Here is a 24,800-nt window from a genome sequence, read left to right as displayed (position 1 = left end):
GACGGCAGTCGTAGGCTGGCAACGATGGTGGAGATCGAGTGGACCCCGCTGGCTATCCGCGCCCTGCGTGAAGCGCTTCGACGCAGCCCCCTCGAGTTCGCGAGGATGGTCGGCATCACCAATCGGACGCTGTCGCTATGGGAATCGGGAAAGACCTCGAAGCCACACGCCTCGAGCAAACGACTGCTGCACGAGGTACTGGAGAACGCGCCCGCCGATGCGCAGCAGCGCTTCTGGTCAGTTGTGGGACAACCGATACCGACGAACGTACCTCCGCGATCCACCGACGGCGGAGGCGAGAGCGATTATCTGCTGTCGGCAGCGGATGAATCGGCGGCGTTACTTGCGTGGGCCGAGGCGAGCAACGTTGGCCCGCTGACGCTCGAGGATCTGCGTGACAATCTCCGGTGGGTCACCCACCAATACCTCAAATCCCCTACACTGCCGCTTTTTCGCCGAGTCGTGGAGACCCGCAATCGGGCAATCGAACTCCTTCAAGGGCGTCAACGTCCCCACCAGAGCACAGCCTTGTACGCCATTGCCGGGTGGTCGATGACATTGCTCGGATGGATCACGATAGATCTGGGCCGTCCGGATATCGCCAGCCGACACCTGCGCACCGCATGGGCATTGGCCGAGAACACCCAGGACAACGAACTGCGCGGCTGGGTTCGCGCGGCGCAGAACACGGCAGCCGCATGCCAGGGCGACTACAACGCCGCCAACGCCGCCGCAACGGCAGGTCTCGCGTATGCCGGCACCGGCTCGGCCGGGCTGCTGTTGGCCAGTGCCAGAGCGATCGACTTGGCACACATCGGGCGCGTCTCGGAGTCGACATCGGCACTGCGCGCGGCGCGTGAGATCGCCGACCAGTTCATCGACGAACCACCATCCGACCAGTACGCGGGACCGCTGTCATGCTCGATCGAACGAGCAGGCGGGTACTGGGCAGACGCCGCCCTGGTCAACGGCCAGGCACAACAGTGTGTCGAGTTCGCCACCGAAGCGCTCGTCCGCTTCCGCGTCAACCCGCCCGAACTTCGCAACCTCGGTTCCGAGCGTATGGTCCAGACCCAGCAGATCAAGGGATACATCACGCTCGGAGATTTCGACATGGCCATTGCTGCGCTGCGCGATGTAGTCGAAACTACCCCGGCCGAGCATCGCATGGGCCCTCTCATCCAGCGCGTCGACGAGATCGCCCAACTCGCCAACGACAGCGGGACACACGCGGCAGAGGCAACAGAAATGCGCGAAATTGCCACTGAATTCGCTGAAGTCGCAGACTTGGCGGCGCTCGCCGCGGAAACGAATGGAGGCTCCGGGCTATGACGGCAGAGACAACATGGGACCACTGGTGGTGGCGGCCAGGTTGGAAGGTCGGCCGCTCGTTCTACACCTGGCACATCACGTTCGAACACGACTCCGCCATTGCAGACCTGGTACAACTGTTCGCGCCGGTACTCGCCCAGATCCCGACCATGGCGCCCGTCGAACGTTCGGGACTGCACATCACCATTCAAGGTATCGGCTTCACCGACGAGGTATCAGCTACCGATATCGACCGGATCATTACCGCCACCACCGCCCGCCTCTCCGGACGTAGTGCCTTCGACGCGGTGATCGGCCCAGCCGTCGTCGACGAGGAAACAATCGGAATGCCGGTGACCGACTCGGACGGCTTCCAGCAGATCCGTCATGACCTGCAACACGCTATCGGTGAGGTCTGGGGGGAGGACAGGATCCCAGAACGTAGTGATCGCTTCGACCCCCACTTGAGCCTGGCCTATTCGACAGGAGTCGCGTCGATACCCGAACTGAGCGAATTGCTCGCACGAAACACTCTGAGCGGCATACAGATCACCGAGGGGATATCGGCAGTGTCACTGATCGAGCTCAACCGCGACAGGCGGAAGTACGAATGGCGCGAGGTCGACCGGGTACCGCTGGCAGCAGCCTGATTTGCAGGTCGTCTCTGCGCGCCGGCCGAACATCGATTCGATGGTGTCCCGCTGTCGGTGCCGCTACACACTGCCGGACGGGAACCGAGTCCTCGAGTCGTGTGTTCCCTCGAGGACCCCCGACTCGGCAGGCGGGCCGCTCGCCGAGTGGCTCGAACGCCGGTGACCAAGCGACGGCGTAACCGTCTTCAACCATGGTCTTTTCGGGCTCGATGACGCTATGCCGATAGGCCTGCCTCGACTATGCGTCCGACATATAGCCCGACGACGACCAGGGGTTCGGCACTGGAGGCACCTCGTAGGAAAGACGCGTAATAGCCGAGCTCACCAGCAGTACTGGATGGAAAGGACGTCCGCCCCAGCATGACGACCAGCGATATCGCCACACAGGACAAGTCGCAGCGGCACAAGATAACTGGCGACGTGCATCTCGTTCTTCACCGCGATGGAAAGGTGCTCTATGGTCGGCGCCAGAACACCGGCTATGAGGACGGCGCATGGCACCTGCCCTCGGGGCACTTGGAGGCCGGCGAATCCGTTGTCGCCGCCCTCATCCGTGAAGCCGACGAGGAGATCGGCATCACGATCATGCCCGAAGACGTGCACTTCAGTCACATCATGCACAACTCGTCGTCAGGTGGCCGCGTCGCCTTCTTCTTCACCGTGACGAGCTGGCAGGGCGAGCCGACGAACCGCGAGCCCGAAAAGTGCGTCGAACTGCATTGGTTCGGGCTCGATGCGCCGCCCGAGCACATGATCGACTATTGCCGAGAAGCCATGCAGCACATGAACGGCCAACGCGCATTCTCCACCTTCGGCTGGTAGGCGATGACTCGCTCGCGCTTGACGGTCGACAGCGAGCACGGCTCCGAATAGCTCGGTTGACGAATCTGACGGCCACGGCATGTCCCTGGGAAGCCCGGACACAATAATCTTCGTTCCAGCCATGCAATTTCGGTCCATTCGACATCAGTTCCGCCAACGACGAAAGTGGCCACACCAATGGCGTTCGAATGACACGAAAGAACGACAAGAGTAGCCCGGAGAATTGTCGCTGACGCCCACAACCTTGGAGCTGGATACATCCACGCCGAGTCACGGAGGCTTGCCAGGTGCGGCGCTCCCCGCAGCGGAACCCACATGAACCACCCAGCGCGTGGAGATTCTCTCGGCGCCACCTGGAAGCTCTTGCCGGCACGCTCGAGGAGGTTCTCGCCCGATGACCGTGCCCGTCATACCCGAGCGTCTCGAGAAAGCCATCCTTTTCCTCCGGGGAGAGCAGGACGGCCGCCTGTGGCTGGACGCACTCCCCGACCGCATCGCCCACTACGCCCGTGAGTGGAAACTCGAACTCGGCCGTGTCGCCGACAGTGGCGCGATGTCGTGCTGCGTCTACGCCACCACCCATGACGGCACCGCCGCCGTCTTGAAACTCCCGGTGGACCAAGCCTCCGGCGCGACGGAAGTCGGCCTGCTCGGGCGCTGGTCGGCCGCCGACGGTGCACCCGACATCCTGGAACACGACGGCGAGTCCGGCGTCTTCCTGATGACCCGAATCGTGCCCGGCGACATCGTCTGGCCGACCGGCGGGCCCGACGACTCCGCGAAGTTCGGTGAGCTTCTGCTCAGGCTCAACGCAGCCGACCTACCCGAGCCCACCGGGCTAGCGGATCTTCCCGTGGTCACTGGAACGCGAATCGGCTGGGCGCGAGATCGTTTCGCCGATCCGCGTTACGCCGAGGCCATGGCGGCGTTCGACGCCGTACGACGCCTTGCCGCCGCCGAAGAAGTCCTGGATCGGCTGCTGCGCACCACGACGCGGCGGCACATTCTCCACGCGGATCTCCAAGCCAAGAACATCCTCGCGGGGCCGGGCCACTGGTACACGATCGACCCTCTCGGCGCGATGGGCGATATCAACGCCGAGGCCGGGCTGTGGGTGGCCATCCAGGACGGCCCGGACTCCATCGAGGCGCGGCTGGAGCAATTGAACGGTCACCCGCTGCTCGACGAGAACCGATTGCGAGCATGGGCGTATGTGTTCGCCGTAGCGGAGTATCGAAGCTATCTTCCGGTGTCCGGCGAGCGGATGACTGCGTTCGTTTCGGGTGTGGATGTCGCCGACTGTCTGCGACGGATCGACGCGCGATGAGGTGGGTCCCCTGCATTCGATACCCCTGACCTCACGACGTTCGGCAGTCTCGCGGAGCCGACGTAGGGTGCGTTACACACGGGGTCCAACCTTTGGAGGCGCGTTGCCACACGAGCACTCGTACACCGTCGCTGTCGAATGGTCCGGCAGTACCGAACAGTTCGAGGCGTACTCGCGCGACCACACCGTCCGCTCCGCCGCCGACACGATCCTCGCGGGGTCGTCCGATCCCGCGTTTCGCGGCGACCCGACCCGGTGGAACCCCGAGCAACTCCTCGTGTCGGCGCTCGCCCAATGCCACATGCTGTGGTTCCTCGCTCTGGCCGCGAACGCCGGCGTGGTGGTCACCGGATACCTCGACCACGCGATCGGCCGGATGACCGAACATCCCGACGGTGCGGGCGAATTCACCGAGGTCGTCCTGCGGCCCGAGGTGACCGTCCGAGGCGATGTCGCCCCCGGCACGCTCGACCGGTTGCACCACCGGGCCCACGAGAAGTGCTTCATCGCCCGATCGGTGAACTTCCCCGTTCGATGCGAACCGGCCGCGGTGCGGAGCGCAGCACGGTAAGGGCTCGCCCGAAGCCGGTTGCTCCGAACAGCTCCGACCGGCGTGGCCGGAGAGGACACCGGCGACTGCCACGGCGCAAGCCCCAGCCGAAGGAGCGTCGCCTGCCCGCCGTGGCGGTCATCTCAGAATTGGCTGGCTCCGCCGTCGACGTACACCTCCGAGCCGGTCATGAAACTGCTGCTGTCGGAGGCGAGGAATACCGCGACACCGGCCGTTTCCTGGGGCCGCGCAAGGCGATTCATCGGCACGGTCGCGATCAGGTTCGCGCGCAACTGCTCGGTGTCGGGGCTCAATCCGAGCAGGCCGGGGGTCTCCGTGGGGCCGGGTGCGATCGTGTTGACGCGGATGCCCCGGTCGGTCAGTTCCGCTGCCCAGCTGCGGCCGAGCGAGCGAACAGCGGCCTTGGTCGCGGCGTAGATGCTCATGGCCGGGGAGGCTTTGATGCCCACGTTCGAGCCGCAGAGGATCACCGACGATCCGTTACCCAGCAGCGGTAGTGCCTTCTGGACGGTGAACACGACTCCGCCGATATTGGTGTCGATGGTGCTCGTGAAGTGCTCGCGGGTGATCTCGCCGAGGGGTGCGAACTCGGCGATGCCGGCGTTGGCGAACAGGATGTCCAGACGTGAGCCGGTGTCGCCGATGGTGGTGACGACCCGGTCGAGGTCGTCGGGGTCGGTGACATCGGCCCGGATGCCGGTCGCGCGGTCGGCGCCGATGCGTTCGACGATCTCGTCGAGCAGTTCCTTGCGTCGTCCGGTGAGGAAGACGTGTGCCCCTTCCTGGGCGAATGCTTCGGCCGTCGCCAGGCCGATACCCGAGGTCGCGCCGGTGACGAGAGCGGTCTTGCCGTCGAGCTGTCCCATGATGAACTCCTTTTTGTACCGATCGGTTGCGACTCCCAGCCTGCACCCCGCTGCGGCCGCATGTCAAATTTTTGTACCGTTCGGTAGACTGGCCCCGTGAACGGCGAGAAACAGCGCGAACGCGGGCGCCCGCGCGGCTTCGACGAGGACGAGGCGCTCGACCGCGCGATCCATGTCTTCTGGGAGCACGGCTACGAGGGCGCCTCGATGGCCGAGCTCACCCGCGCCATGGGCATCAACAAGCCGAGCCTCTACGCCGTGTACGGCAGCAAGGAAGAGTTGTTCCGCCGGGCGGTCGTGCGTTACCGGGAGACCTATGTCGCCTATGCGGCGGACGTGCTGGCACAGCCCGGCGGGTTCGACATGATCGCGAACTACCTGCACGCCTCCGTCGACGCCCTCACCGACGCGGGGCATCCGCTCGGCTGTCTGTCCATTCAGGGTGGCCTCGCTTGCTCCGACGCCAACAGCGGCATCTCCGAGTTCTTGGCCGACTATCGGGGAAATATGTTGTCCGAGTTGACGAATCGACTGGCGCGCGCGGTGGCGGAGGGCTACTTCACGCCGCAGACCGATCCGGCCGCCTTGGCCGGATACCTCACGACCGTCAGCCAGGGTCTGGCGGTCAACGCGGCCGCCGGCGTCCGCCGGGAGGAACTGCACAGCTGGGTGGATGTCGCCTTGCGGGCGGTCGCCGCGTTCGTCCCCGAGACTCGGTGATCGATCTCGCACAGCGACGATGCGAAGCGGCGCTTTCAGCCCAGCGGATGATCGACCTGGGCGTAGTCGGCGATGGGGTTGCCGGCGGCTGCGGTCGCCGGAACGCTGCCCGATCGCCGGGCTGGTCCGGGGCGGTTCGGGTTCACGTCGGAGTCGTAGCCTGGAGTCAGCCACGCGATCAGGAGGAGACCAATGAGCCGAATCCCGCCACTGGTCATCGCCGCAGGGGCCGCGGGGATCCAGTACCTGCAGGCCCGTGGCCGGCAGCCGACCCCATGGTCGGGCCTGGCCGCGGCGCCGTTCACCGCCGCATCGGCGACCCTGATCGCCTGGACGGTCAGCCGCTTCGCCGACGAGGGCACCACGATCAACCCGGCCACCTTCGACAAGGTGACCACCCTGGTCACCGACGGGCCCAACCGGCTCACACGGAACCCGATGTATTTGAGCCTGGCCAGCGCGCTGACCGCGCACGCGGTGCTGCTGCGTTCGGCCTGGGCGTTGTTGCCCGCCGCCGGTTTCGTGGCACTGATCGATCGCATCCAGATCCCGGCCGAGGAGAAGGCACTCAGCGAGCGATTCGGCGAGCAGTACGAGCAGTACCGCAGCCGGGTGCCGCGGTGGATCGGCCCGCTGCGGGCTTGATCGACGGCCGCCCCCTGCGATCAGGGTTGACGGTCAGGGGCGGGAAGGGCGCCGAGCCCGCTCGGGCCGGAACCGATGGTCGGTTCCGGCCCGTTGTCAGGTGCTGGACTGGATCAGAGGTTCAGGCCCGTGCCGTGCACGCCGTGCTCCTCGATCAGGGCCAGCTCGTCGGCGGTGAACTCGGGGAAGTTCAGGGCCTGGAGGTTGTGGTCGAGCTGGGCGGTGGAGCTCGCGCCGATCAGCGCCGAGGTGACCTCGGGACGGCGCAGCACCCACTGCAGCGCCAGCTGGGCCAGCGACTGGCCGCGCGCCTCGGCGATCTTGTTCAGCTCGGCGGTGCGCTGACGGTAGGTGTCGTCGATCTGGCTCGGCGACAGGAAGGTGCTGTTCTGGGCGCGGGCGCCTTCCGGGATGGTCTCCAGGTACTTGTTGGTGAGCAGGCCCTGGGCCAGCGGGGAGTAGACGATCACGCCGAAGCCGTCGTCGGTGGCGGTCTCGAGCAGGCCGTTCTGTTCCGGGCGGCGGTCGTAGATCGAGTATCGGGCCTGGTGGATGAGCAGCGGGACGCCGGCGGCGCGGAGCAGTTCGGCGGCCTGGTGGGTGCGCTCGGTGTCGTAGTTGGAGATGCCGACGTAGAGGGCCTTGCCCTGCTGCACGGCGCTCACCAGGGCGCCGACGGACTCCTCGAGCGGAGTCGAGAGGTCGGGGCTGTGGTGGTAGAAGATGTCGACGTAGTCGGTGCCGAGGTCACGCAGGCTGTGGTCGAGCGAGGTGAGGATCGACTTGCGGGAGCCACCCTTGAGGTAGGGGCTGGGGCCGATGGGATTGCCCGCCTTGGTGGACAGGATCAGCTCGTCGCGGTACGGGGCGAGGTCCTTGGCGAGGACGCGGCCGAAGTTGTGTTGGGCGGCGCGGTGCGGCGGGCCGTAGCGGTCGGCGTTGTCGAAGTGGGTGATGCCCAGGTCGAACGCGTGCAGGATGATCTCGCGCTGCGTCTCGTACGGGTAGTCGGTACCGAACTTCTGCCACAGGCCGAACGAGAAGGCGGGCAGGTCGAGACCGGACTTGCCGGTGCGACGGTAGGGGATCTTCTCGTAGCGGTCCTGCGCGGCGGCGTAGGTCTGTTCGAACGGGCCATAGCTCATGAGGAACATCCTGCCCGGCCGCGGTGATCGGGTGAATTCTTCGGATCAGGCCGATTCTGTCCCCGGCGTAGCCGTCCGGTACACGAAGCAGTCGTCCACGACTCTCCGGCCGATCACCAGCGAAGGGTGGTGGCGAGCGACCGAAGCCGTCCTCGATGTCAGTGATTCGCACGTCGCCGACGCGATGCTGCGCCTGACGACCTTGTCGTGGAAGAGCACTTCCCGATCGAGGCCCTGCACGACATGCACGCCTTCTACGGCAGCGGCGGTGACGACGCCGAACTCGGCCGCCGGGTGGGCCTGATGATGCGAAGCGTCGCCACCTTCGGCGCGGACCGCGACATCGATGTGGTGCCGACCAGCCGCTACCGCTTGCTCTGATCGACCTGGCGCTACCGAGCCGACACCGACCGGTGGACACCAGCGAATCAGCTGCTGATCGATCCGGGCGTCGGATGTCCGGGGTCCAGCGCGGGCAGGCCGTCGATGCTGTGCCCGTTGTCGCCCACGATCCGGCTCGCGTACTTGTCGTCGGGCACCCTGGCGTGGTGGGCGTCGAGCACCGGGCGCTCGCCGACGAGTTCGAAGTACGGCACCGAGTAGCCGCACGAATCCGCGATACGGTCGACCTCGATCACCACGGCTGCGCGTACGCCGGGATGATCGCTTCCGAAATGCTCACGGACAGTGGTGAACTCCGCGTCGTCCGGTCGAACCATGCGCCCGGTACCGTAGAGGCGCAGAATCCGCGAGTTGCGGGTGAACGAGCAGAACATGACGGTGATCCGGCCGTTGTCGCGCAGATGTGCGATGGTTTCCACGCCACTACCGAACAGGTCCAAGTAGGCCACGGTGTGATCATCGAGTACCGCGAAGGTGTCGCGATATCCCTTCGGGGACAGGTTCACCCTGCCCCCTGACGACGGCGCGGTCGCGACGAAGAACATCGCCTGTTGTCCGATGAACTCACGAAGCGACTCGTCGATGCGCGGGAACAGTTTGGCCACCAGGCCTCCTTCCACGTCGCCCTGCCCGGGACAGGACTCCGATTCGAGGGTAACGGTGCCCTGTGCGCCCGGATGCACGTCCCGTTTGCGCGGCAGGGAGAACTGGGATCAGAACAGGCCGGTGGTCGGGGGCTCCTCGCCGGTCAGGTGGTAGGCGCCCGCGACGGCCTGTTTCCATTGGCGCGGATTGTGATTGGCGGCGGTGCGGGAGTTGCGCCAGTGCCGGTCGAAGCCGAGGGTGCGGTCGGTGATGGAGCCGCCGCCCACATCGAACAGCAGCTCGGTCGCCTCGAGCGCGGACTCGATGGCTATCACGCCTGCTTGGGCGACCTGCACCGAGGCCGCCGCGCCCGCCTGCCTGGCGTCGTCACCGGTCCGGCCGCGCACGCCCTCGATCGCCTCGGCCGCGAGCAGCACCACGGACCTGGCGGCCTGGGCCTTGGCGGCGATCCGGCCGACGGTCTCGCGCACATACGGGTCGTCGACGCTCTTGTCGGCGGTGCTGTGCTTGATCGGGCGGGCCTTCTCCCGGACGAACCAGACGGCGTCGTCCAGAGCGCGCGCGGCCAGGCCCGCCTGCACGGCGGCCAGGTAGAGCTGGGCGACGGCGCCGGTGAAGGGGTTGTCGAGCTCGGCTTCGCCGATCACGTTGACCTCGTCGGCGGCGACCCGGACCCCGCGTAGCCGAGTCGTGCCGCTGGCGGTGAGGCGCTGGCCCACGGCGTCGAAGTCGTCGAGACGTTCCACGCCCTCGCGGTCGGTGGGGACGGTGAAGCGGATGACTTCGCCGTCCTCGGTGCGGGCCTGGGTGGAGAACCAGGAGGCGTAGAGGCCGCCGGTGGAGTAATACTTGTCGCCGTCGACGATCCAGTCCTCGCCGTCGCGGCGGGCGGTCGCGGTGACCTCGCCGCTGGGGCCGCCGTTGCGCTCGTTGGCGGTGCCGGCGAACAGGGCTCGGTCGCGGATGCGCTGCAGCGAGGCCGCGCGGTTGGGCAGGTCCGGGCGGGAGACCACCTGGTCGGCGAGCAGGAAGCTGGATCGGAGCGCTTGCGCCACACTGGAATCGGCGCGGGCGACCTCGATGATCAGATCGAAGACGTCGCGGACCGATCCGCCCGCGCCGCCCTCGCGCACCGGGATGCCCGTGAGCACGATCCCCGCGTCGGCGAGGGCACGGACATCGTCGAAGGCATAGTCGCGCCGGGTCTCCCGCTCATGCGCCGTGTCGGCGAGCCTGCGCAGGATCGGCGCGATCGCCGCCCGGATGCCCGCCACTGTCAGGGCGTCGGGCACGGCAGAGCCGCTTGCGGACTCCGTGGTCCGGATGCCGAGCTCGCCGGCCGGGTCACCGGATGCCGAGATCTCGGCATCGTGGCCGACCGGGCCCGCTTCTGTCACCGGGTTGCTCATCGCGCGCGTCCCTCGCTCACGACACGGCCGTCGCCTGCGGCCGGGTCCCCTGTCACGACATGATCGTCTGCGCTCACAGCCCGCGCGCCGGCCGCCGCCTGCTCGGCGGTTGCGGACAGCGGCGCGGAGTCCTCGGCGGCCGAAGGGCGGTTGCGGTAGTAGCCGGGCACCGGGGCGACCTCGTTGACCAGGAAGTCGCCCAGCACGCGCGGTTTGTAGATCACGGGATTGTGGGAGGCCAGGGTGCGGGCGTTGCGCCAGTGCCGGTCCAGGTGCACGCTGTTGCGCGCCGCCGAGGAGCCCAGGGCGTCGAAGGCGCGGGAAGCCGCGTCGAGGACCGCTTCGATCACCGCGACCTGGGCGGCGGACGTGTCGAGGTAAGCGCGGGTGAAGTCGGCTTCCTCGCCCGAGGCGTGCGCGGCCTCGAGGCTGCGGGCGGCATGGTCGAGCAGTGTTTCGGCGGTGAGCAGCCGCGCCCGCAGGAGACCGATGACGCCGAGCACCTCGGGATCTTCGGCGGCCTTCTGGGTGAGCGCGTGCAGGCTGGTCCTGGTGCGGGCGCGGACCAGTGCGATCGTCTCGTCGAGGATGCTGCCGGCGATGCCCGTGAGGTTGGCCAGGTGCACGATCTGCACGAAGGAGTCGAGACCGCGCAGGGATTCCTTGAATCGGCCGATGTCGCCGAGTTCCTCGACAGGCACGTCCTCGAAGAGGGTTGTGCCGCTGCCGGTCTGGCGCTGCCCGACGCCATCCCAGTCGTCGACGTGGGTGACGCCGGGATGGCGGGCGGGAACCACCGCGAACGCACGCGCGCCGGAATCGTCGGCCACGGCCGCGCGGATGAAGTCGGCGAAACGGGAGCCGGTCGAATAGAACTTGGTGCCCGAGACCAGCCGCTGCCCGGACTCGCCGGTGTGCACCTTGGTGGTGGTCACGCCCCAGCCCGAATTATCCCCCGCTGCTTCGGCGACCACCGCGGACGGCTCCGACTGCGCGTTGCCGAACACCGCGCCCGCGGCGATCCGGCGCAGCCAGTGCTCACGGACCTCCGGGTCGACTTCATTGCGCAGGATTTCGACGGTGGTGAAATGCCCGCGCCAGATCTGCGGAACGTTGGAGTCGGCGCGGCCCGCTTCGGCGAGCAGGTCGAACAGGGTCGGCAGGTCGACGCCGTAGCCGCCGAATTCGACCGGCACGCGGAGTTTTCCGAAGCCGGCGTCGGCGAGCTGCTGGATCAGCTCGTAGGGGTGCTCGCCGGTGAGGTCGCGCTCCCCCACTCCTTCGGCGAATTCCGCGAACAGTTCGCGGAATCTCGCCACCGCCTCGTCCAGTGACACCGGTTGCGTCGAAGTCGTCATGACACTCCTCCTGTGGTGAGGTCGCGCCCGGCGATGGCGTGTACGAGCCGGACGGTGTAGTCGTCGGCGGGATCGGAGAAGACCCGCTCCACCTCGCCTTGTTCGACGATCCGGCCGTGCCGCATGACCGCGACCCGATCGGAGATCGCCCTGACCACGGCGAGGTCGTGGGAGATGAACAGATAGGTGAGGCCGCGCTCCTCCTGCAGGGTGCGCAGCAGTTCGAGGATGCGGGCGGCGACCGAGACGTCGAGTGCGGAGATCGGCTCGTCGAGGACGAGAACCTTCGGCTCGACCACCAGGGCGCGGGCGATCGCCACGCGCTGGCGCTGGCCGCCGGACAGTTCCCCGGGGTGGCGGCGCACGAAATCCGCTGGGAGCGCGGCGGCTTCGAGCGCGGCCACCACCCGATCCTCGTGCGGGCGCCTGCCGCGCTTGCGGGGCTCGAAGGCGCGCAACGGCTCTTCGACCACGTCGTAGACGTCGAAACGGGGGTCGAAGGAGGAGTAGGGGTTCTGGTAGACGATCTGCACTTCCCGGCGCAGCGGCTGATATTCCTTGCGGGAGAGCCGGGTGATATCGGTGCCGAGCAGGTGTACGGTGCCCGACGTGGCCCCGGTGAGGCCGGTGATCACCCGGGCGGTGGTGGACTTGCCACTGCCGGATTCGCCCACCACGGCGAAGGTTTCGCCCCGGCGGACCTGGAAGGAGATGCCGTCGACGGCGGGCACGTCGCCGTAGACCTTACGCAGGTCGGTGACTTCGATGGCCGCGACGGGCGGCACGGATGCCGCACCGGCGATCGCGGAACCGGCGGCTCGCGCCGGCCGAACGGTCGGGCGCGGGTTGATCCGGCCGAGGCGTGCGGGCACCGCGTCGAGCAGGCGGCGGGTGTACTCGTGCTGCGGATCGGCGAGGACTTCCCTGGTGGGTCCGACCTCGACCAGTCTGCCCTCGCGCATGACGCCGAGCAGATCGGAGCGGTCGGAGGCGACGCCGAGGTCGTGGGTGACCAGGACGGTGGCGGTGCCGCTGCGGGCACGGATGTCGTCGAGCAGGTCGAGCACCTGTTTCTGCACGGTGGCGTCCAGTGCGGAAGTCGGCTCGTCGGCGATGATCAGTTCGGGCTCGGCCGCGACGGCCGAGGCGATCAGCACGCGCTGGCGCATACCGCCGGAGAGTTCGTGCGGGTATTGGCGATAGCGGCGTTCCACGTCGGTGAAGCCGACGAGTTCGAACAACTCGTACACGCGCCGGCGGCGGGCTTCGGCGTCGAGGTCGGTGTGCAGGAGCAACACGTCCTCGACCTGGTGGCCCACCCGGCGGACCGGGTCCAGCGAGACGGTCGGGTCCTGTGGGATGAGGGCGATCGCCCTGCCCCTGACCCGGCGCCAGGCCTTTGCCGACAGTTCGGTGAGATCCTGTCCGGCGAAGGAGATCTCGCCGCCGAGGACTTCGCCGTTGGCGGGCAGCAGGCCGAGCACCGCGTGGGCGGTGGTCGTCTTACCCGAACCGGATTCGCCGACCAGGGCGAGTACCCGGCCGCGCGGCACCTCGAAGGACACCTCGTGGACCACGGGGGTGAGCGTGCGGCGCGAGCGGTAGCCGACGGTCAGTCCACGCACCGAGAGCACCGGATCGGTTGCCGCGACGACCTTTTCCCCGGCGGCGCGGGATGCGGTCATGAGCTCTGCCTCTTCGTGAGGTGGTGGGAGATGTGGTTGGTCGCCAGCACCACCGCGACGATGGTCAGGCCGGGCCAGAGGGTGAGCCAGCCGCGAGTGGCGATGTAGTTGCGGCCGTCGGAGACCAGCCGGCCCCATTCCGGGTCCGGTGGCTGCGCGCCGAGGCCCAGGAAGCTCAGCGAGGCGATCCAGATGATCGCGATGCCGAACTGCACGGTGATCAGCGAGACCGTCGGGGCGATCGAATTGGGGATCACGTGCCTGCGCAAGATGTCGAATGTCGACGCGCCACTGGTGATCGCGGCTTCGACGTAGTTGCTGGTGCGTGCTTTGAGTACTTCCGAACGGATCAGCCGGGCGAAGGTGGCCGCGGAGGTCAGGCCGACCGCGACGGCCGCCTGGAAGATGCCGAAGCCGAGCAGCACCACGATGGTGATGGCGAGCAGGAAGCCCGGGATCGCCAGCACCACGTCGATGGCGCGCATGACGACGCCGTCGGTGAAGCCGGCGAACCAGCCGGCGACGGCGCCGAGCAGGGTGCCCACCACCACGCCGACCACGACGGCGACCGCCGATCCGGCCAGCGAGGCGCGGGCGCCGTAGACGATGCGCGCGTAGAGGTCGCGGCCGAGTTGGTCGGTGCCGAACCAGTGTTCGGCCGAGGGGGCCGACAGTTTCGCCGCGGGGTCGGGCAGCAACGGGTCGTAGGAGGTGAACAGGCCAGGGAGCAGCGCCCACAGGAGGACGAGGCCGACGACGCCTACCGCCAGCGACAGTGACCAGTTCGCACCCGCCCAGCGCAGCGCGGCGGCAGCGGTCGAGCGCGTGTTCCGGCTGGGAGCCGGGCCCGGCGACGACACACCGTCGTTCTTCACGAGCGTGGTCATGGCATCGCCACCTCTGCGGGCAGTTGCGGCGCGGGCGGGCGAGCCGCCCGCCCGATCGACTTCGACAGCCGCGAGTTCCGGGCGCTACCGGCCGAGGCGTCGTCCGCCGACACGAGCGTCGGCGCGGCCGGCGCGGCGACGGGTCGCTGCACCGGCGTCTGCCGCCCCACTCGATCACGGACCGCCGCGACGACGACGGAAACCCGCTGCCGGACCGCGCGACGATCGGCGCGAGAACCGGTGACCCGCAGGCTCTTCCCGTCGGCGACCACGCGCGGATCGATCAGCGGGTAGACCAGATCCACCGCCAGATTGACCAGCACATACGCCGCCGCCGACACCAGCACCACGCCCTGCACCACCGGCAGGTCCTGGGTCTCGACCGCGCCGACGGTGAGCTGGCCGATGCCGTCGCGGGCGAAGACGGATTCGGTGACGACCGAGCCCGCGATGAGCTCGCCCAGCGTCAGGCCGAGCAGGGTGAGCACCGGCAGCGAGGAGTTGCGCAGCACGTCCTTGCGGAAGACGTAGCCGTGCCCGGCGCCCTTGGCGTGCAGCACGTGCACGAAGGGCTGCTGCCGGGTCGAGCGGATCGAGGTGGCGAACACCTGCGACATCGGCGCGGCGATCAGCAGGCCCAGGGTGGCGGCCGGGGCCACGAGCGCCGCGAACGTTCCGTCGTCCACCGAGGGGATGAGCCCGAACTCGAACGACAGGAACTGCAGGGCGAGGATACCGACCACGAAGGTCGGCACCGAGGCCAGCAATGCGGGCGTCGTCCCGACGAGGGTGCGCAGCGGCGACCACGGCAGGTAGTTCGCGGCGATCGCGAGCGCGGCCGCGAGCAGGGTGCCGATGACCAGGCCCAGGCCGGTCAAGGCCAGGGTGGCGGGGAGTACGGCGCCGATCATGTCGGTCACCGGCGTGCCGGTGGTGAGCGAGTAGCCGAGCTCGCCGCGGAAGACACCGGCCAGACCGTGCAGGAACTGCTCGTGGATCGGCCGGTCCAGGCCGTAGAACTCGAGCATCCGCCGCCCGGCTTCCGGCGGGATCTGCGCGTCCGGGTTCTGGATGCGGTTGTTCACCGCGTCCCCCGGCAGGGCGCTGAGCAGCACGAACGACAGGGTGTAGGCGGCCAGCAGCACTCCGGCCGCCTGCAGCACCCGCTTCACGATGTAGCCGCCCATGACCTACTCCGTGATCCAGGTGTCGTGGAGCCAGGCGCGTGCGGTGGATTCGGTGCTGAAACCGTGCACGGTCGGCGCGAGGCCGAAGACCTGGGTCTCGTCGTAGAGCGGGATGACGTAGGCGTTGGCGAACAGGTGATCCTCGATGGCCTGGACCGCCGCGGCCCGCTCGGCCGGATCGAAGGTGTAGGCCTGGGCCCGCACCAGTTCGTCGAGCTTCGCGTCCGGCGTCGGGTTCTTGATCTCGTCGGTGGCGGTGCTGTCGAAGGCGGCGCGAAGCACGTCCGGTTCCGCGCGCGAGGTCTGGCCCTGGGCCAGCGCCCAGTCGTCGCCACGCGCGGCGCGGATGGACTCGTACTCGGTCTGCGAGGCGGCATTGATGACCAGTTCGACGCCGACCTTCTTCCACTGCGATTGCAGCAGTTCCAGCACAGGCTGGGACACCTGGTAGTAGGGGGCGATCCAGATCTGGAAGCTCAGGCGCTTGCCGTCCTTGGCGCGGTAGCCGTCGCCGCCCTTCGCCCAGCCCGCCTCGTCGAGCAGCCTGTTCGCCTTGTCCGGGTCGTAGGTCAGATAGGACGAGGCGTCACCGCGCGAGGGCGTGCCCTGGACCAGGATGCTGGTGGGAATCGGGTAGCTCGGCGAGAGCACCGTCGCGTTGATCTCCTCGCGGTTCGTCGCCGCCTGCAGGGCCAGGCGCACGTTCTTGTCGTGCACCGGCGCCGTCGAATCCAGTTGGAAGGTCAGCTTGTTGGTCTGGCCCTGCACCGGGAACGCCTCGATGCGCCCGCCGCCCGCGACGACTGTCTCCTCGTCGTAGGGGGCGATATTGCGGGCGATGTGCGCCTGACCGGACTGCAGCGCGCCGACTCGGCTGCCCGCCTCCGGGACCGTGGTGAACACGATCCGCTCGAGATAGGCCTTGCCCTGATGGGCCGCGGTCGCCGGCGCCCAGTCGTAGTCCTCGCGCCGCTGCAGGGTGATACCCGTTGTGCCCTGGACGGATTCGACGACGAACGGACCCGAGGCGATCCAGTTCTGCGCCTGACCTTGGGCATTCAGATCCAGCGCCAGGTAGGGACGCGCCAGGATCGATCCGGTCCGGTAGAACGAGACGACCTGCAGGAAACCGGCGTTCGGCTTGGTGAACCGCACGCGCACGGTCAGCGGGTCGACGACCTCGGTGCCCGCGTAGTCGGCGAAGAAGCTGTCCTTCGGGATGCCGAGCGCGGCGTCGCCGAAGCCGTGCTGGTCGTAGTTGGCCTTGACCACCTCGGCGTCGAGCGGGTCGCCGTTGCTGAAGGTGACGCCCTCGCGCAGGTGGAAGGTGTAGCTCAGCTTGTCGTCGCTGATCTCCCAGGAGGTCGCCAGCCAGGGCACGATCTCCCCGGTCTTCGGGTCCTGCCAGGTCAGCCGGTCGGCGAGGTTGTTGGCGACCTGACTGTTGGACCACAGCGAGGCGGTCGGCAGCCAGGCCGTGTACTGGACGGGATCGTAGAAGGTGAGCGTCCCGCCGTAGACCGGGTCGCCCGCGGGCTCGCCCGGGGTCGAGGGGCCGGAGCCGCACGCGACGAGGGTCGCGGCGGCCAGCGCTACGGCGGCGGTCGACAGCAGGCCACGGAATCGTCGGCTCACGCCACGGTCCTCCGGAGTGCGGGATCACCCAGGGCAGGGGCGATGGTGCCGGTGTCGCGCTCGTGGAAGATCTTGCCCGGGGCGACGATCTTGTCGATCCGGTCGAGCACGTCGTCGTCGAGGACCGCGTCGGCGGCGCCGAGGTAGGCGTCGAGGTGCTCCTCGGTGCGTGGGCCGACGATGGTGGCACTGATGTTCGGGTGACTGAGCACGAAGCCGATCGCCAGTTGCACCAGGGTCAGGCCGGCGTCCTCGGCGAGCTGCGCGAGGGCGTCGGCGGCGGCGAGCTTCTCGGCATTGGCCGGGTTGTCGACGTCGAAGCGGCCGGGGATGAGATCGGCGCGGTGCGAGGTCGGCTGTTCGGCGCCGATGCGGTACTTGCCCGACAGCCAGCCCGCGGCCAGCGGGCCGTAGGAGATCACGCCGATGCCGTATCTGCCCGCGATGGGCAGGGTCTCGCGTTCGATGCCGCGCACCAGCAGCGAGTACGGGACCTGTTCGGTAGCGGGACGATTGAGTTTGCGGCGGTCGGCGATCCACTGCGCTTCGATCAGCTCGCCGGGCGAGTACACCGAGGTGCCGTAGTAGCGGATCTTGCCGGCGGTCACCAGATCGTCCAGCGCGCCGATGGTTTCGTCCAGATCGGTGACCCGCTCGGGGCGGTGCACCTGGTACAGGTCCAGGTGGTCGGTCTGCAGGCGGCGCAGGCTGTCCTCGACGGCGCGCACGATCCAGCGGCGCGAGTTGCCGCGGTGGGTCGGGTCGTCGTCGACGGCATTGTGGAACTTGCTGGCCAGGATCACATCGTCGCGGCGGCCGACCAGGGCCTTGCCGACGATGGTCTCGGACTCGCCGCGCGAGTAGGTGTCGGCGGTGTCGATCGCGTTGATTCCGGCGTCGAGCGCGCGGTGGATCAGGGCGATGGATTCCTCGTGGGTGGTCCCGCCACGGGAACCGAAGTTCATCGTGCCCAGGACGTACGGGCTGATCCGCACCCCGGTACGGCCGAGGGTGCGAAGGTCGGACAGGCTCATCGGGTTACTCCGGTGACGGTGCGGCGGCGGGTGGCGGCGTCGGTGAGCGAGGGCGGCAGGTAGCCCTCGTCGGCGGGCGAGATGGTGACGCCGGGGGCGACCACGGCGTCGATGCGGTCGAGCAGGTCGGCGTCCAGGCGCACGTCGACCGCGCCCAGCTGGCTCTCGAGATGCTCGAGGGTGCGCGGGCCGATGATGACGCTGCTGACCGCCGGATGCTGCAACACGAAGGCCAGCGACAGGTGGACCAGGCTCAGCCCGGCGTCGTCGGCGATCTTGGCCAATTCCTCGGCGGCGGCGCGCTTGCGCTGGTTGGCCGCGAGTTCGGGGTCGTGGCGGTGCGGCTGGCGCCGCAGGCGGGTCGACTCGGGCGCGCTCTCCCCCGCCCGGTAGCGGCCGGACAGCCAGCCGCCTGCCAGCGGGCTCCAGGTGAGCACACCGAGGCCGTATTTCTGCGCGATCGGCAGCGTCGCCTTTTCCGCGCCGCGAGCCAGGATCGAGTACGGCGGCTGCTCGCTCACCGGGCGCTGCAGGTTGCGGTCCTCGGCGACCCACTGCGCTTCGACGAGCTGGTGCGGCTCGAAGGTGGTGGTGCCGTAGTAGCGGATCTTGCCCGCGGCGACCAGGTCGTCGAGCGCGCGCAGGGTCTCCTCGAGCGGGACCGACGGGTCGGGCCGGTGCACCTGGTAGAGGTCGAGGTGGTCGGTCTGCAGGCGGCGCAGGCTGTCCTCGACGGCGCGCACGATCCAGCGGCGCGAGTTGCCGCGGGTGTTGGGGTCGGTGCCGATCTGACCGTGGAACTTGCTGGCGAGCACGACCTCGTCACGGCGGCCGAGCAGCGCCTTGCCGACGATCTCCTCGTTCTCGCCCTGGGAGTACACGTCGGCGGTGTCGACGACATTGATGCCCGCGTCCAGTGCACGATGGATGATCCGCGCGGCCTCGTCGTGGTCGTTGTTGGCCCAGGCGCCGAAGTTCATGGCGCCCAGCGTGAGTGGGCTGACCAGCACGCCGGTGCGGCCGAGATAACGGTGGGTCATGACGGTGGGGTCACCTTCCGAGGGGAGAGACGGCCGGCCGGGCGAAGATGTTCGCCGGCTCGGGGAGGCCGAGATGATGACGCAGAGTGGCACTTTCGTATCCGTGCCGGAACAGGCCGCGCTTGCGCAGCTCCGGCACCACCTCGTCGACGAAGTCGGTGAGCGAGGCGGGCAGGACGGCCGGGATGATGGTGAAGCCGTCGATGCCGGCGTTGCGGAACCACAGTTCGATGTGGTCGGCCAGCGACTTCGGGGTGCCGATCACCACGCGATGCCCGCCGAGCACTTCGGTGAGCAACTTCCGGACGGTGTGGCCGGTTTCGTAGGCGTAGCGGGTCAGCGAGTAGAAGAAGCCCTGCGGGCCGACCCGGTCGGCGGGCAGTTCGGCGTATCGGGCGGGCAGCGGGGCGTCCAGGGCGAGTTCGGCGTCGGGGTAGCCGAGCCAGCGGGCCAGGGCGCGCACCGGTTCGCTGTCGGGGTGCAGGCGTTCCTGCAGGCGATCGAACTTCGCGTGCGCCTCGGCCTCGGTGGAGCCGATGATCGGCACCAGGCCGGGCAGGATGCGCAGCGATTCGGGGTCGCGGCCTTGGGCGGCCGCGGCGGCGCGGACCTCCGCGCCGAATTCGCGGGCCGCCGACAGGCTGAGCTGGCTGGTGTAGATCACCTCGGCGTGCGCGGCGGCGAAGGCCCGGCCCTGCGGGGACGCGCCCGCCTGCACCAGCACCGGCCTGCCCTGCGGCGAGCGGACCACGTTCAACGGGCCTGCGACGGAATAGAACTCGCCCTCGTGCTCGAGGGAGTGCACCTTGTCGGGGTCGGCGAAATGGCCCGCGACCTGATCGCCGAGCACCGCGCCGTCCTCCCAGCTGTCCCACAGTCCGGTGACGACCTTCAGGTACTCCGCGGCGCGGCGGTAGCGTTCGTCGCGCTCGGGTAGTTCGGTGATGCCGAAGTTGGCCGCCGCCTTCGGCTCGAAGGTGGTGACCGCGTTCCAGCCCGCCCGCCCGCCGGTGGCGTGGTCGAGCGAGAGGATGCGCCGGGCCAGGTTGTAGGGCCGGTTCACGGTGGTGCTCGCGGTCGGCACCAGGCCGATGCGCTCGGTACGCACTGCCAGCGCGCCCGCCAGCAGGACCGGGTCGAGCGTGGCCGAGGGGCCGCGCGCGATGCCGGGCTGCTGCACCGGGATATCCGGGAACAGCAGGCCGTCGAGGGCGCCGCGTTCGGCCACCGCCGCGGCGGCCGCGTAGTGGTCCAGCCGGATGAAGGCGTCGGCGGGCAGTTCCGGCTCCAGCCAGGCCGCCGGGTGGTATCCGGCGCCGCCGATATTGACGAAGAATCGCAGGGTGCGGGCCATCATGCCGCTCCTTCCGCGCGCTGGGCAGTGGGGACGGGACGGCGGTATTCGGGGACCGGCAGGCCCAGATGCTCACGCAGCGTGCTGCCGCTGTACTCGGTGCGGAAGACGCCGCGCTCCCGCAGGATCGGCACCACGCCGTCGACGAAATCGTCGAAGCCGCCGGGCAATACGTCGGGCATGAGGTTGAAGCCGTCGGCCAGGCCCTTGTCGACCCAGTCGATGATCGCGTCGGCGATCTGCTCGGGCGTGCCGGTGACGATGCGATGTCCCGCGCCGCCGCCGAGCCGGTGCATGAGCTGACGGGTGGTCAGGTTCTCCCGTTTGGCCAGGCCGAGGGCGATCTTGTAGAAGGTCTGCGAGCCACCGGCTTCGTCGGGGTCGGCCAGCAGATGCCAGGGCAGCGGGCCGTCGAGGACCAGATCCTCGACGCCGACGCCGAGCTGGCCCGCCAGCCGGTTCAACGCGTACTCCGGCGGGACGAGTTCGGCGAGCAGTTCGCGCCGCTTCTTCGCCTCGGCTTCGGTCGAGCCGATCACCGTGGACAGGCCGGGCAGGATCGCGATGTGCTCGGGCCGGCGCCCGAACGCGGCGGCACGCGACTTCACGTCCCGGTAGTAGTCGGCGGCTTCCTCTTCGGTCTGCGCGGCGGTGAAGATGACCTCACCGATGCGCGCGGCCAGCTCGCGACCGTCCTTGGAGGCGCCTGCCTGCACGACCACGGGTTCTCCCTGCGGGCTGCGCGGCACGTTGAGCGCACCGGCCACCCGCACGTGCTCGCCGTGGAAGTCGGCGTCGTGGATGCGGCTCACGTCGGCGAAGCGGTGGGTGGCCTTGTCACCGACGAAAGCGTCCGGCTCCCAGCTGTTCCACAGCGTGCGCACCGCCTCGACGAACTCGGCGGCCCGCTGGTAGCGGTAGGCGTGCGCGGGTTCGGCGTCGAGGCCGAAATTGCGCGCGGCGTCGGTTCCTGCGGTGGTGACCACGTTCCAGCCGGTGCGCCCGCCGCTGAGCAGATCCAGCGAGGCGAAGCGGCGCGCGACATCGTAGGGATCGTTGTAGCTCGACGAGAGCGTGGCGATCAGGCCCACCTTGCTGGTGGCGGCGGCCACCGCGGCCAGCACCACCGAGGGCTCCAGGCTGTTGAAGGAGCGGTAGCGCAGGTCGTCGCGGATGGCGGGGCCGTCGGCGAGGAAGATCGCGTCGAAGGTGGCTTCCTCGGCCTTACGGGCGATGTTCAGGTAGTGGTCCAGGCCGAGCGAGGCGGTCGGATCGGTGCCGGGGAAGCGCCACGATCCGCCGAACACACCGGCATTGAGGATATTGACGTTGAGATGGACTTCGCGGTGACTCATGCGGATTCCTCGAGGGCGTCGCGGCCGCGGGCGAGAGCGGCGCGACCCAGATCGGCGAGCAGGAAATCGCTCTGCGGGAAGTGGATTCGGCCGACCAGAGCGTCGCGGTGGTGCCGTTCCAGCGGGTTGGCGCGTTCCAGACCGGGGTTGCCGGTGAGGTCGAGCGCCGACTCGGTGACCCGGATCGCGTTGGTGGTTGCCACGTGCTTGGCCAGGCCGGGCAGCGGACCGGCCGGACCGTCGCCGGCGTCGATCAGCGCGGCGGCGGCCTGGCGGGCCAGTGCCCGGCTGGTCTGCACCCACGCCTCGATCTCGCCGACCCGGTCGTGGAAACGCGGGACCGTGGCCAGCGAGGCGCCGAGCGCCGTCGGCACGCGGGTGTGCAGGTAGCGCACCAGCCAGTCACGCGCCGAGATGGCCACGCCGTTGTAGACCGCGGCCAGCAGCACCGGCAGTACCTGGCGGTCGTTGCGGCGGGCGCGGCCCGCCGCCGGATCCCTGATGTCGATCAGCCGGGCATTCGGGACGACCGCACCCTCGAAGACCACCGACTGCGTGTCGGAGCCGCGCAGGCCCAGGTGGTTCCAGGTGGGCAGGACCCGGTAGCCGGGAGTCGAGCCGTCCAGCAGGAAGGTCGCCACGCGCGGGGTCGGCTCGTCGGTGCTGGTGACGACGGTGAACCAGGACAGGCCGGAAATGCCCGTCGCGTAGGCCTTCTCGCCGTCGATGCGCCAGTCGCCCGACGGCAGCCTGGTCGCGGTGGTCGCGGGCAGCCCACCCCTCGAGAGGCTGCCCAGCTCGCGCTCCACGGCCAGGCCGTTGACGAGCGCGCCGTCGGCGGCGGCCGCGCGCAGCACCTGTTCGGCCAGGTCTGCGGGCCAGGGGCTGTCGGTATGGCGCAGGCCGAGGTGATTGACGTAGCTCCACTGCAGGATCAGCGCCACCGACGGGTCGGCCGCACCCACCCGTTCGATCACCTCGACCGCCTCGGCGATGCCGCGGCCCAGACCGCCGAACTCCACCGGAACGGTCAGGCCGATGGCGCCGATCGCGTGCAGCTCCTCGAACGCTTCGGTCGGAAATCTGCCTGCGCGGTCGACGTCGGCGGCGCGCTCGGCGATCCGGGCGAGCACTTCGGTGAAGGCGGCTTCGTCGAGACCGTGCGCCGTGCCCGACCCGGGCGCAGCGCCGGACGTGCGCACGGCGTGAGCCTCCTGCACCGCGCCGGGCTGCCGGGGCGTGCCGGCTTCCTGCGGCGAGGCGAAGCCGCGGCCCGGCTCGACTGCGGCGGCGGTCATCGGAGGACTCCCGCCGGCTCCAGGGTGAGGCCGAGGTTGCCGCGCAGCGTGTCGTGGATGTACTCGCCGCGGAAGACGCCGCGCCGCACCAGGATCGGAACGACCTGCTCGACGAAGGCGGCGAAGTCGTGATTGGTGTCGCCGGGCATGATGGTGAACCCGTCGGTGACGTCGGCGGCGAACCAGTCGACGATGCCGTCGGCGACCTGTTCGGGGGTGCCGACCACCAGGCGGTGACCCGCGCCGCCCGCGAAACGGTGCACGAGTTCCAGCGCGGTGTGCGGGCGCTGCCGGAGAAGGGCCAGCACGCCCGCACCGAAACCGGCGGAGCGGCCGTTCGCGCCGGACAGGCTGTCCGGGGTGAGTACGGTGTCGGCCTCGAGTGAGCCGGGCGCCAGGCCCAGCTGGCCGGCCAGCTGGTCGAGCGCGGGACGCGACGGGATGGTGTTGCGCAGTTCGGTCTCGCGGCGGCGCGCCTCCTCTTCGGTGCCGCCGATCACCACCACCAAGCCGGTGGACAGCTGCACCGACTCCGGATCGCGGCCGAAACCTGTCGCGTGCGAACGGATGGTCTCGCGCTGCGCCTTCGCCAGCTCCGGCGTCTGCGCGGTGGTGAACACCAGGTCGGCATGGCGCCCGGCCAAGCGCTGCCCGCCGGGTGAGCCTCCCGCCTGCACGACCAGGGGCCTGCCCTGCGGCGAGCGAGGCAGCGGCAGCGGACCGGCGACCGAGAAGAACTCGCCCTGGTGCGCGACCTTGTGGATGCGGGAGGTGTCGGCGAAATGGCCCGACTTGTCACCGAGCAGGGCCTCGGGTTCCCAGCCGTCCCACAGCCCGGTCACCACCGAGGCGAATTCCTCGGCGCGGCGGTAGCGCAATTCCTTGTCGGGCAGTTCCGGCAATCCGAAATTGGCTGCCGCGGCGACGGCCTGGGTGGTGACCGCGTTCCAGCCCGCGCGACCGCCGGTGAGGTGATCCAGACTCAGGAACTTGCGGGCGAGAGCGTAAGGATGCTCGAAAGTGGTTGATGCGGTGGCGATCACGCCGATGTGCGAGGTGCCCGCGGCGGCGTCTGCCAGCATGACCACCGGGTCGTGACCGAGTCCGGGGGCGTTGGCGATGTCGGGGGCGAGCGCGGGGCTGTCGCCGACGAAAACGGCGTGCAGCGCGGCGGATTCGGCCAGCCTGGTCAGGCGCCGGAAATTCGCGGCGTCGATGAATGCGCGCGGATCATTGTCCGGCAGCCGCCATGCGCCGCGGAAATGGCCGGGCGTGAGCAGCGATATGTTCACATGCAGAAAGCGTGTCATCGGCTTCCGTCGATTCGGGCCGCCGGGAATTCCGGGGCAGGCGGAGAATTACTTCTCGGGTCAGTATCGGAAGTGATTGCCGGACCGCACAAGACAGCGGTTCTACGACAATCGTTCAGTTTTTCTGGACTCACGGACGTCGAATCCGGCGACAGCGCCGACGATTTCGCGATCTGGCCA

Annotated in this window: 22 protein-coding genes and 1 pseudogene; 8 read left to right on the top strand and 15 right to left on the bottom strand. The window is 68.9% G+C overall.

Annotation, left to right across the window (positions count from 1 at the left end; translation table 11 throughout):
• Window positions 1-24: 24 nt before the first annotated feature.
• From ON26_RS33795 to ON26_RS31325, 5 genes are all read left to right on the top strand, one after another.
• The gene (locus ON26_RS33795; protein WP_157172105.1) at window positions 25-1,332 is read left to right on the top strand and encodes a helix-turn-helix domain-containing protein; all 1,308 of its coding nucleotides are present in this window, start codon (window positions 25-27) and stop codon (window positions 1,330-1,332) included.
• Complete coding sequence (locus ON26_RS31340; RefSeq protein WP_040802013.1) at window positions 1,329-1,961, top strand: 2'-5' RNA ligase family protein; 633 nt, start codon at window positions 1,329-1,331, stop codon at window positions 1,959-1,961. Before ON26_RS33795 ends, ON26_RS31340 begins: the two co-directional genes overlap by 4 nt.
• A gap of 363 nt (window positions 1,962-2,324) precedes the next feature.
• Window positions 2,325-2,786: an NUDIX hydrolase gene (locus ON26_RS31335; RefSeq protein WP_040802011.1), complete on the top strand. Its 462-nt coding sequence runs from the start codon at window positions 2,325-2,327 to the stop codon at window positions 2,784-2,786.
• Between the two features lie 394 nt (window positions 2,787-3,180).
• On the top strand, window positions 3,181-4,113 hold the full coding sequence (locus ON26_RS31330) for an aminoglycoside phosphotransferase family protein (RefSeq protein WP_040802009.1): 933 nt from the start codon (window positions 3,181-3,183) through the stop codon (window positions 4,111-4,113).
• Window positions 4,114-4,216: 103 nt separating this feature from the next.
• On the top strand, window positions 4,217-4,684 hold the full coding sequence (locus tag ON26_RS31325; protein WP_040802007.1) for an OsmC family protein: 468 nt from the start codon (window positions 4,217-4,219) through the stop codon (window positions 4,682-4,684).
• Window positions 4,685-4,806: 122 nt separating this feature from the next.
• Here ON26_RS31325 and ON26_RS31320 read toward each other — a convergent pair whose 3' ends face one another.
• Window positions 4,807-5,550 (bottom strand): SDR family NAD(P)-dependent oxidoreductase, encoded by a 744-nt coding sequence (locus ON26_RS31320; protein WP_040802005.1) that lies wholly within the window; start codon window positions 5,548-5,550, stop codon window positions 4,807-4,809.
• A gap of 96 nt (window positions 5,551-5,646) precedes the next feature.
• Here ON26_RS31320 and ON26_RS31315 point away from each other — a divergent pair, with 96 nt between their 5' ends.
• Window positions 5,647-6,270 carry a TetR/AcrR family transcriptional regulator gene (locus tag ON26_RS31315; protein WP_040802002.1) on the top strand — a complete coding sequence of 208 codons (624 nt, stop codon included), beginning with the start codon at window positions 5,647-5,649 and terminating at the stop codon, window positions 6,268-6,270.
• Between the two features lie 192 nt (window positions 6,271-6,462).
• A complete protein-coding gene (locus tag ON26_RS31310) occupies window positions 6,463-6,915 on the top strand; it encodes a methyltransferase family protein (protein ID WP_040802000.1) in 453 nt (150 codons plus the stop codon).
• A gap of 113 nt (window positions 6,916-7,028) precedes the next feature.
• Here the strand turns inward: ON26_RS31310 and ON26_RS31305 are convergent, their stop codons facing one another.
• Entirely contained in the window at window positions 7,029-8,060 is a 1,032-nt protein-coding gene (locus tag ON26_RS31305) for an aldo/keto reductase (RefSeq protein WP_040802092.1), read from the bottom strand.
• A gap of 201 nt (window positions 8,061-8,261) precedes the next feature.
• Here ON26_RS31305 and ON26_RS33790 point away from each other — a divergent pair.
• Window positions 8,262-8,441, top strand: a pseudogene (locus tag ON26_RS33790) (hypothetical protein); the annotation flags it as partial.
• Window positions 8,442-8,488: 47 nt separating this feature from the next.
• On the opposite strand, the gene ON26_RS31300 reads toward ON26_RS33790, so the two are convergent.
• The 13 genes from ON26_RS31300 to ON26_RS31240 form a co-directional block, all read right to left on the bottom strand.
• Window positions 8,489-9,067 carry a pyridoxamine 5'-phosphate oxidase family protein gene (locus ON26_RS31300; RefSeq protein ID WP_040802090.1) on the bottom strand — a complete coding sequence of 193 codons (579 nt, stop codon included), beginning with the start codon at window positions 9,065-9,067 and terminating at the stop codon, window positions 8,489-8,491.
• A gap of 108 nt (window positions 9,068-9,175) precedes the next feature.
• The gene (locus ON26_RS31295; RefSeq protein ID WP_083884515.1) at window positions 9,176-10,477 is read right to left on the bottom strand and encodes an acyl-CoA dehydrogenase family protein; all 1,302 of its coding nucleotides are present in this window, start codon (window positions 10,475-10,477) and stop codon (window positions 9,176-9,178) included.
• Window positions 10,474-11,835, bottom strand: a complete 1,362-nt coding sequence (locus ON26_RS31290) for an acyl-CoA dehydrogenase family protein (protein ID WP_083884514.1) — start codon at window positions 11,833-11,835, stop codon at window positions 10,474-10,476. The genes ON26_RS31295 and ON26_RS31290 overlap by 4 nt, the downstream gene beginning before the upstream one ends.
• Window positions 11,832-13,520: a dipeptide ABC transporter ATP-binding protein gene (locus ON26_RS31285; RefSeq protein WP_040801998.1), complete on the bottom strand. Its 1,689-nt coding sequence runs from the start codon at window positions 13,518-13,520 to the stop codon at window positions 11,832-11,834. The genes ON26_RS31290 and ON26_RS31285 overlap by 4 nt, the downstream gene beginning before the upstream one ends.
• Window positions 13,517-14,407 (bottom strand): ABC transporter permease, encoded by an 891-nt coding sequence (locus ON26_RS31280; protein WP_040801996.1) that lies wholly within the window; start codon window positions 14,405-14,407, stop codon window positions 13,517-13,519. Before ON26_RS31280 ends, ON26_RS31285 begins: the two co-directional genes overlap by 4 nt.
• Entirely contained in the window at window positions 14,404-15,594 is a 1,191-nt protein-coding gene (locus ON26_RS31275; protein WP_083884513.1) for an ABC transporter permease, read from the bottom strand. The genes ON26_RS31280 and ON26_RS31275 overlap by 4 nt, the downstream gene beginning before the upstream one ends.
• A 3-nt stretch (window positions 15,595-15,597) precedes the next feature.
• Window positions 15,598-17,229, bottom strand: a complete 1,632-nt coding sequence (locus ON26_RS31270; protein ID WP_040801994.1) for an ABC transporter substrate-binding protein — start codon at window positions 17,227-17,229, stop codon at window positions 15,598-15,600.
• Complete coding sequence (locus tag ON26_RS31265; protein WP_040801992.1) at window positions 17,226-18,263, bottom strand: aldo/keto reductase; 1,038 nt, start codon at window positions 18,261-18,263, stop codon at window positions 17,226-17,228. The genes ON26_RS31270 and ON26_RS31265 overlap by 4 nt, the downstream gene beginning before the upstream one ends.
• The gene (locus ON26_RS31260; protein WP_040801990.1) at window positions 18,260-19,303 is read right to left on the bottom strand and encodes an aldo/keto reductase; all 1,044 of its coding nucleotides are present in this window, start codon (window positions 19,301-19,303) and stop codon (window positions 18,260-18,262) included. Before ON26_RS31260 ends, ON26_RS31265 begins: the two co-directional genes overlap by 4 nt.
• Before the next feature lie 10 nt (window positions 19,304-19,313).
• Window positions 19,314-20,660: an NtaA/DmoA family FMN-dependent monooxygenase gene (locus ON26_RS31255; RefSeq protein WP_040801987.1), complete on the bottom strand. Its 1,347-nt coding sequence runs from the start codon at window positions 20,658-20,660 to the stop codon at window positions 19,314-19,316.
• The gene (locus ON26_RS31250) at window positions 20,657-22,012 is read right to left on the bottom strand and encodes an LLM class flavin-dependent oxidoreductase (protein ID WP_051028059.1); all 1,356 of its coding nucleotides are present in this window, start codon (window positions 22,010-22,012) and stop codon (window positions 20,657-20,659) included. The genes ON26_RS31255 and ON26_RS31250 overlap by 4 nt, the downstream gene beginning before the upstream one ends.
• The gene (locus ON26_RS31245) at window positions 22,009-23,310 is read right to left on the bottom strand and encodes an acyl-CoA dehydrogenase family protein (RefSeq protein ID WP_051028058.1); all 1,302 of its coding nucleotides are present in this window, start codon (window positions 23,308-23,310) and stop codon (window positions 22,009-22,011) included. Before ON26_RS31245 ends, ON26_RS31250 begins: the two co-directional genes overlap by 4 nt.
• Window positions 23,307-24,620 (bottom strand): NtaA/DmoA family FMN-dependent monooxygenase, encoded by a 1,314-nt coding sequence (locus tag ON26_RS31240; protein ID WP_040801983.1) that lies wholly within the window; start codon window positions 24,618-24,620, stop codon window positions 23,307-23,309. Before ON26_RS31240 ends, ON26_RS31245 begins: the two co-directional genes overlap by 4 nt.
• Window positions 24,621-24,800 lie beyond the last annotated feature (180 nt).

Origin of the sequence: Nocardia higoensis NBRC 100133 (genome assembly GCF_000308595.1) — a bacterium.
GTDB lineage: Bacteria > Actinomycetota > Actinomycetes > Mycobacteriales > Mycobacteriaceae > Nocardia > Nocardia higoensis.
Note: the sequence above shows the minus strand (reverse complement) of the source record. Positions and strands in the feature narration are given on the sequence as shown.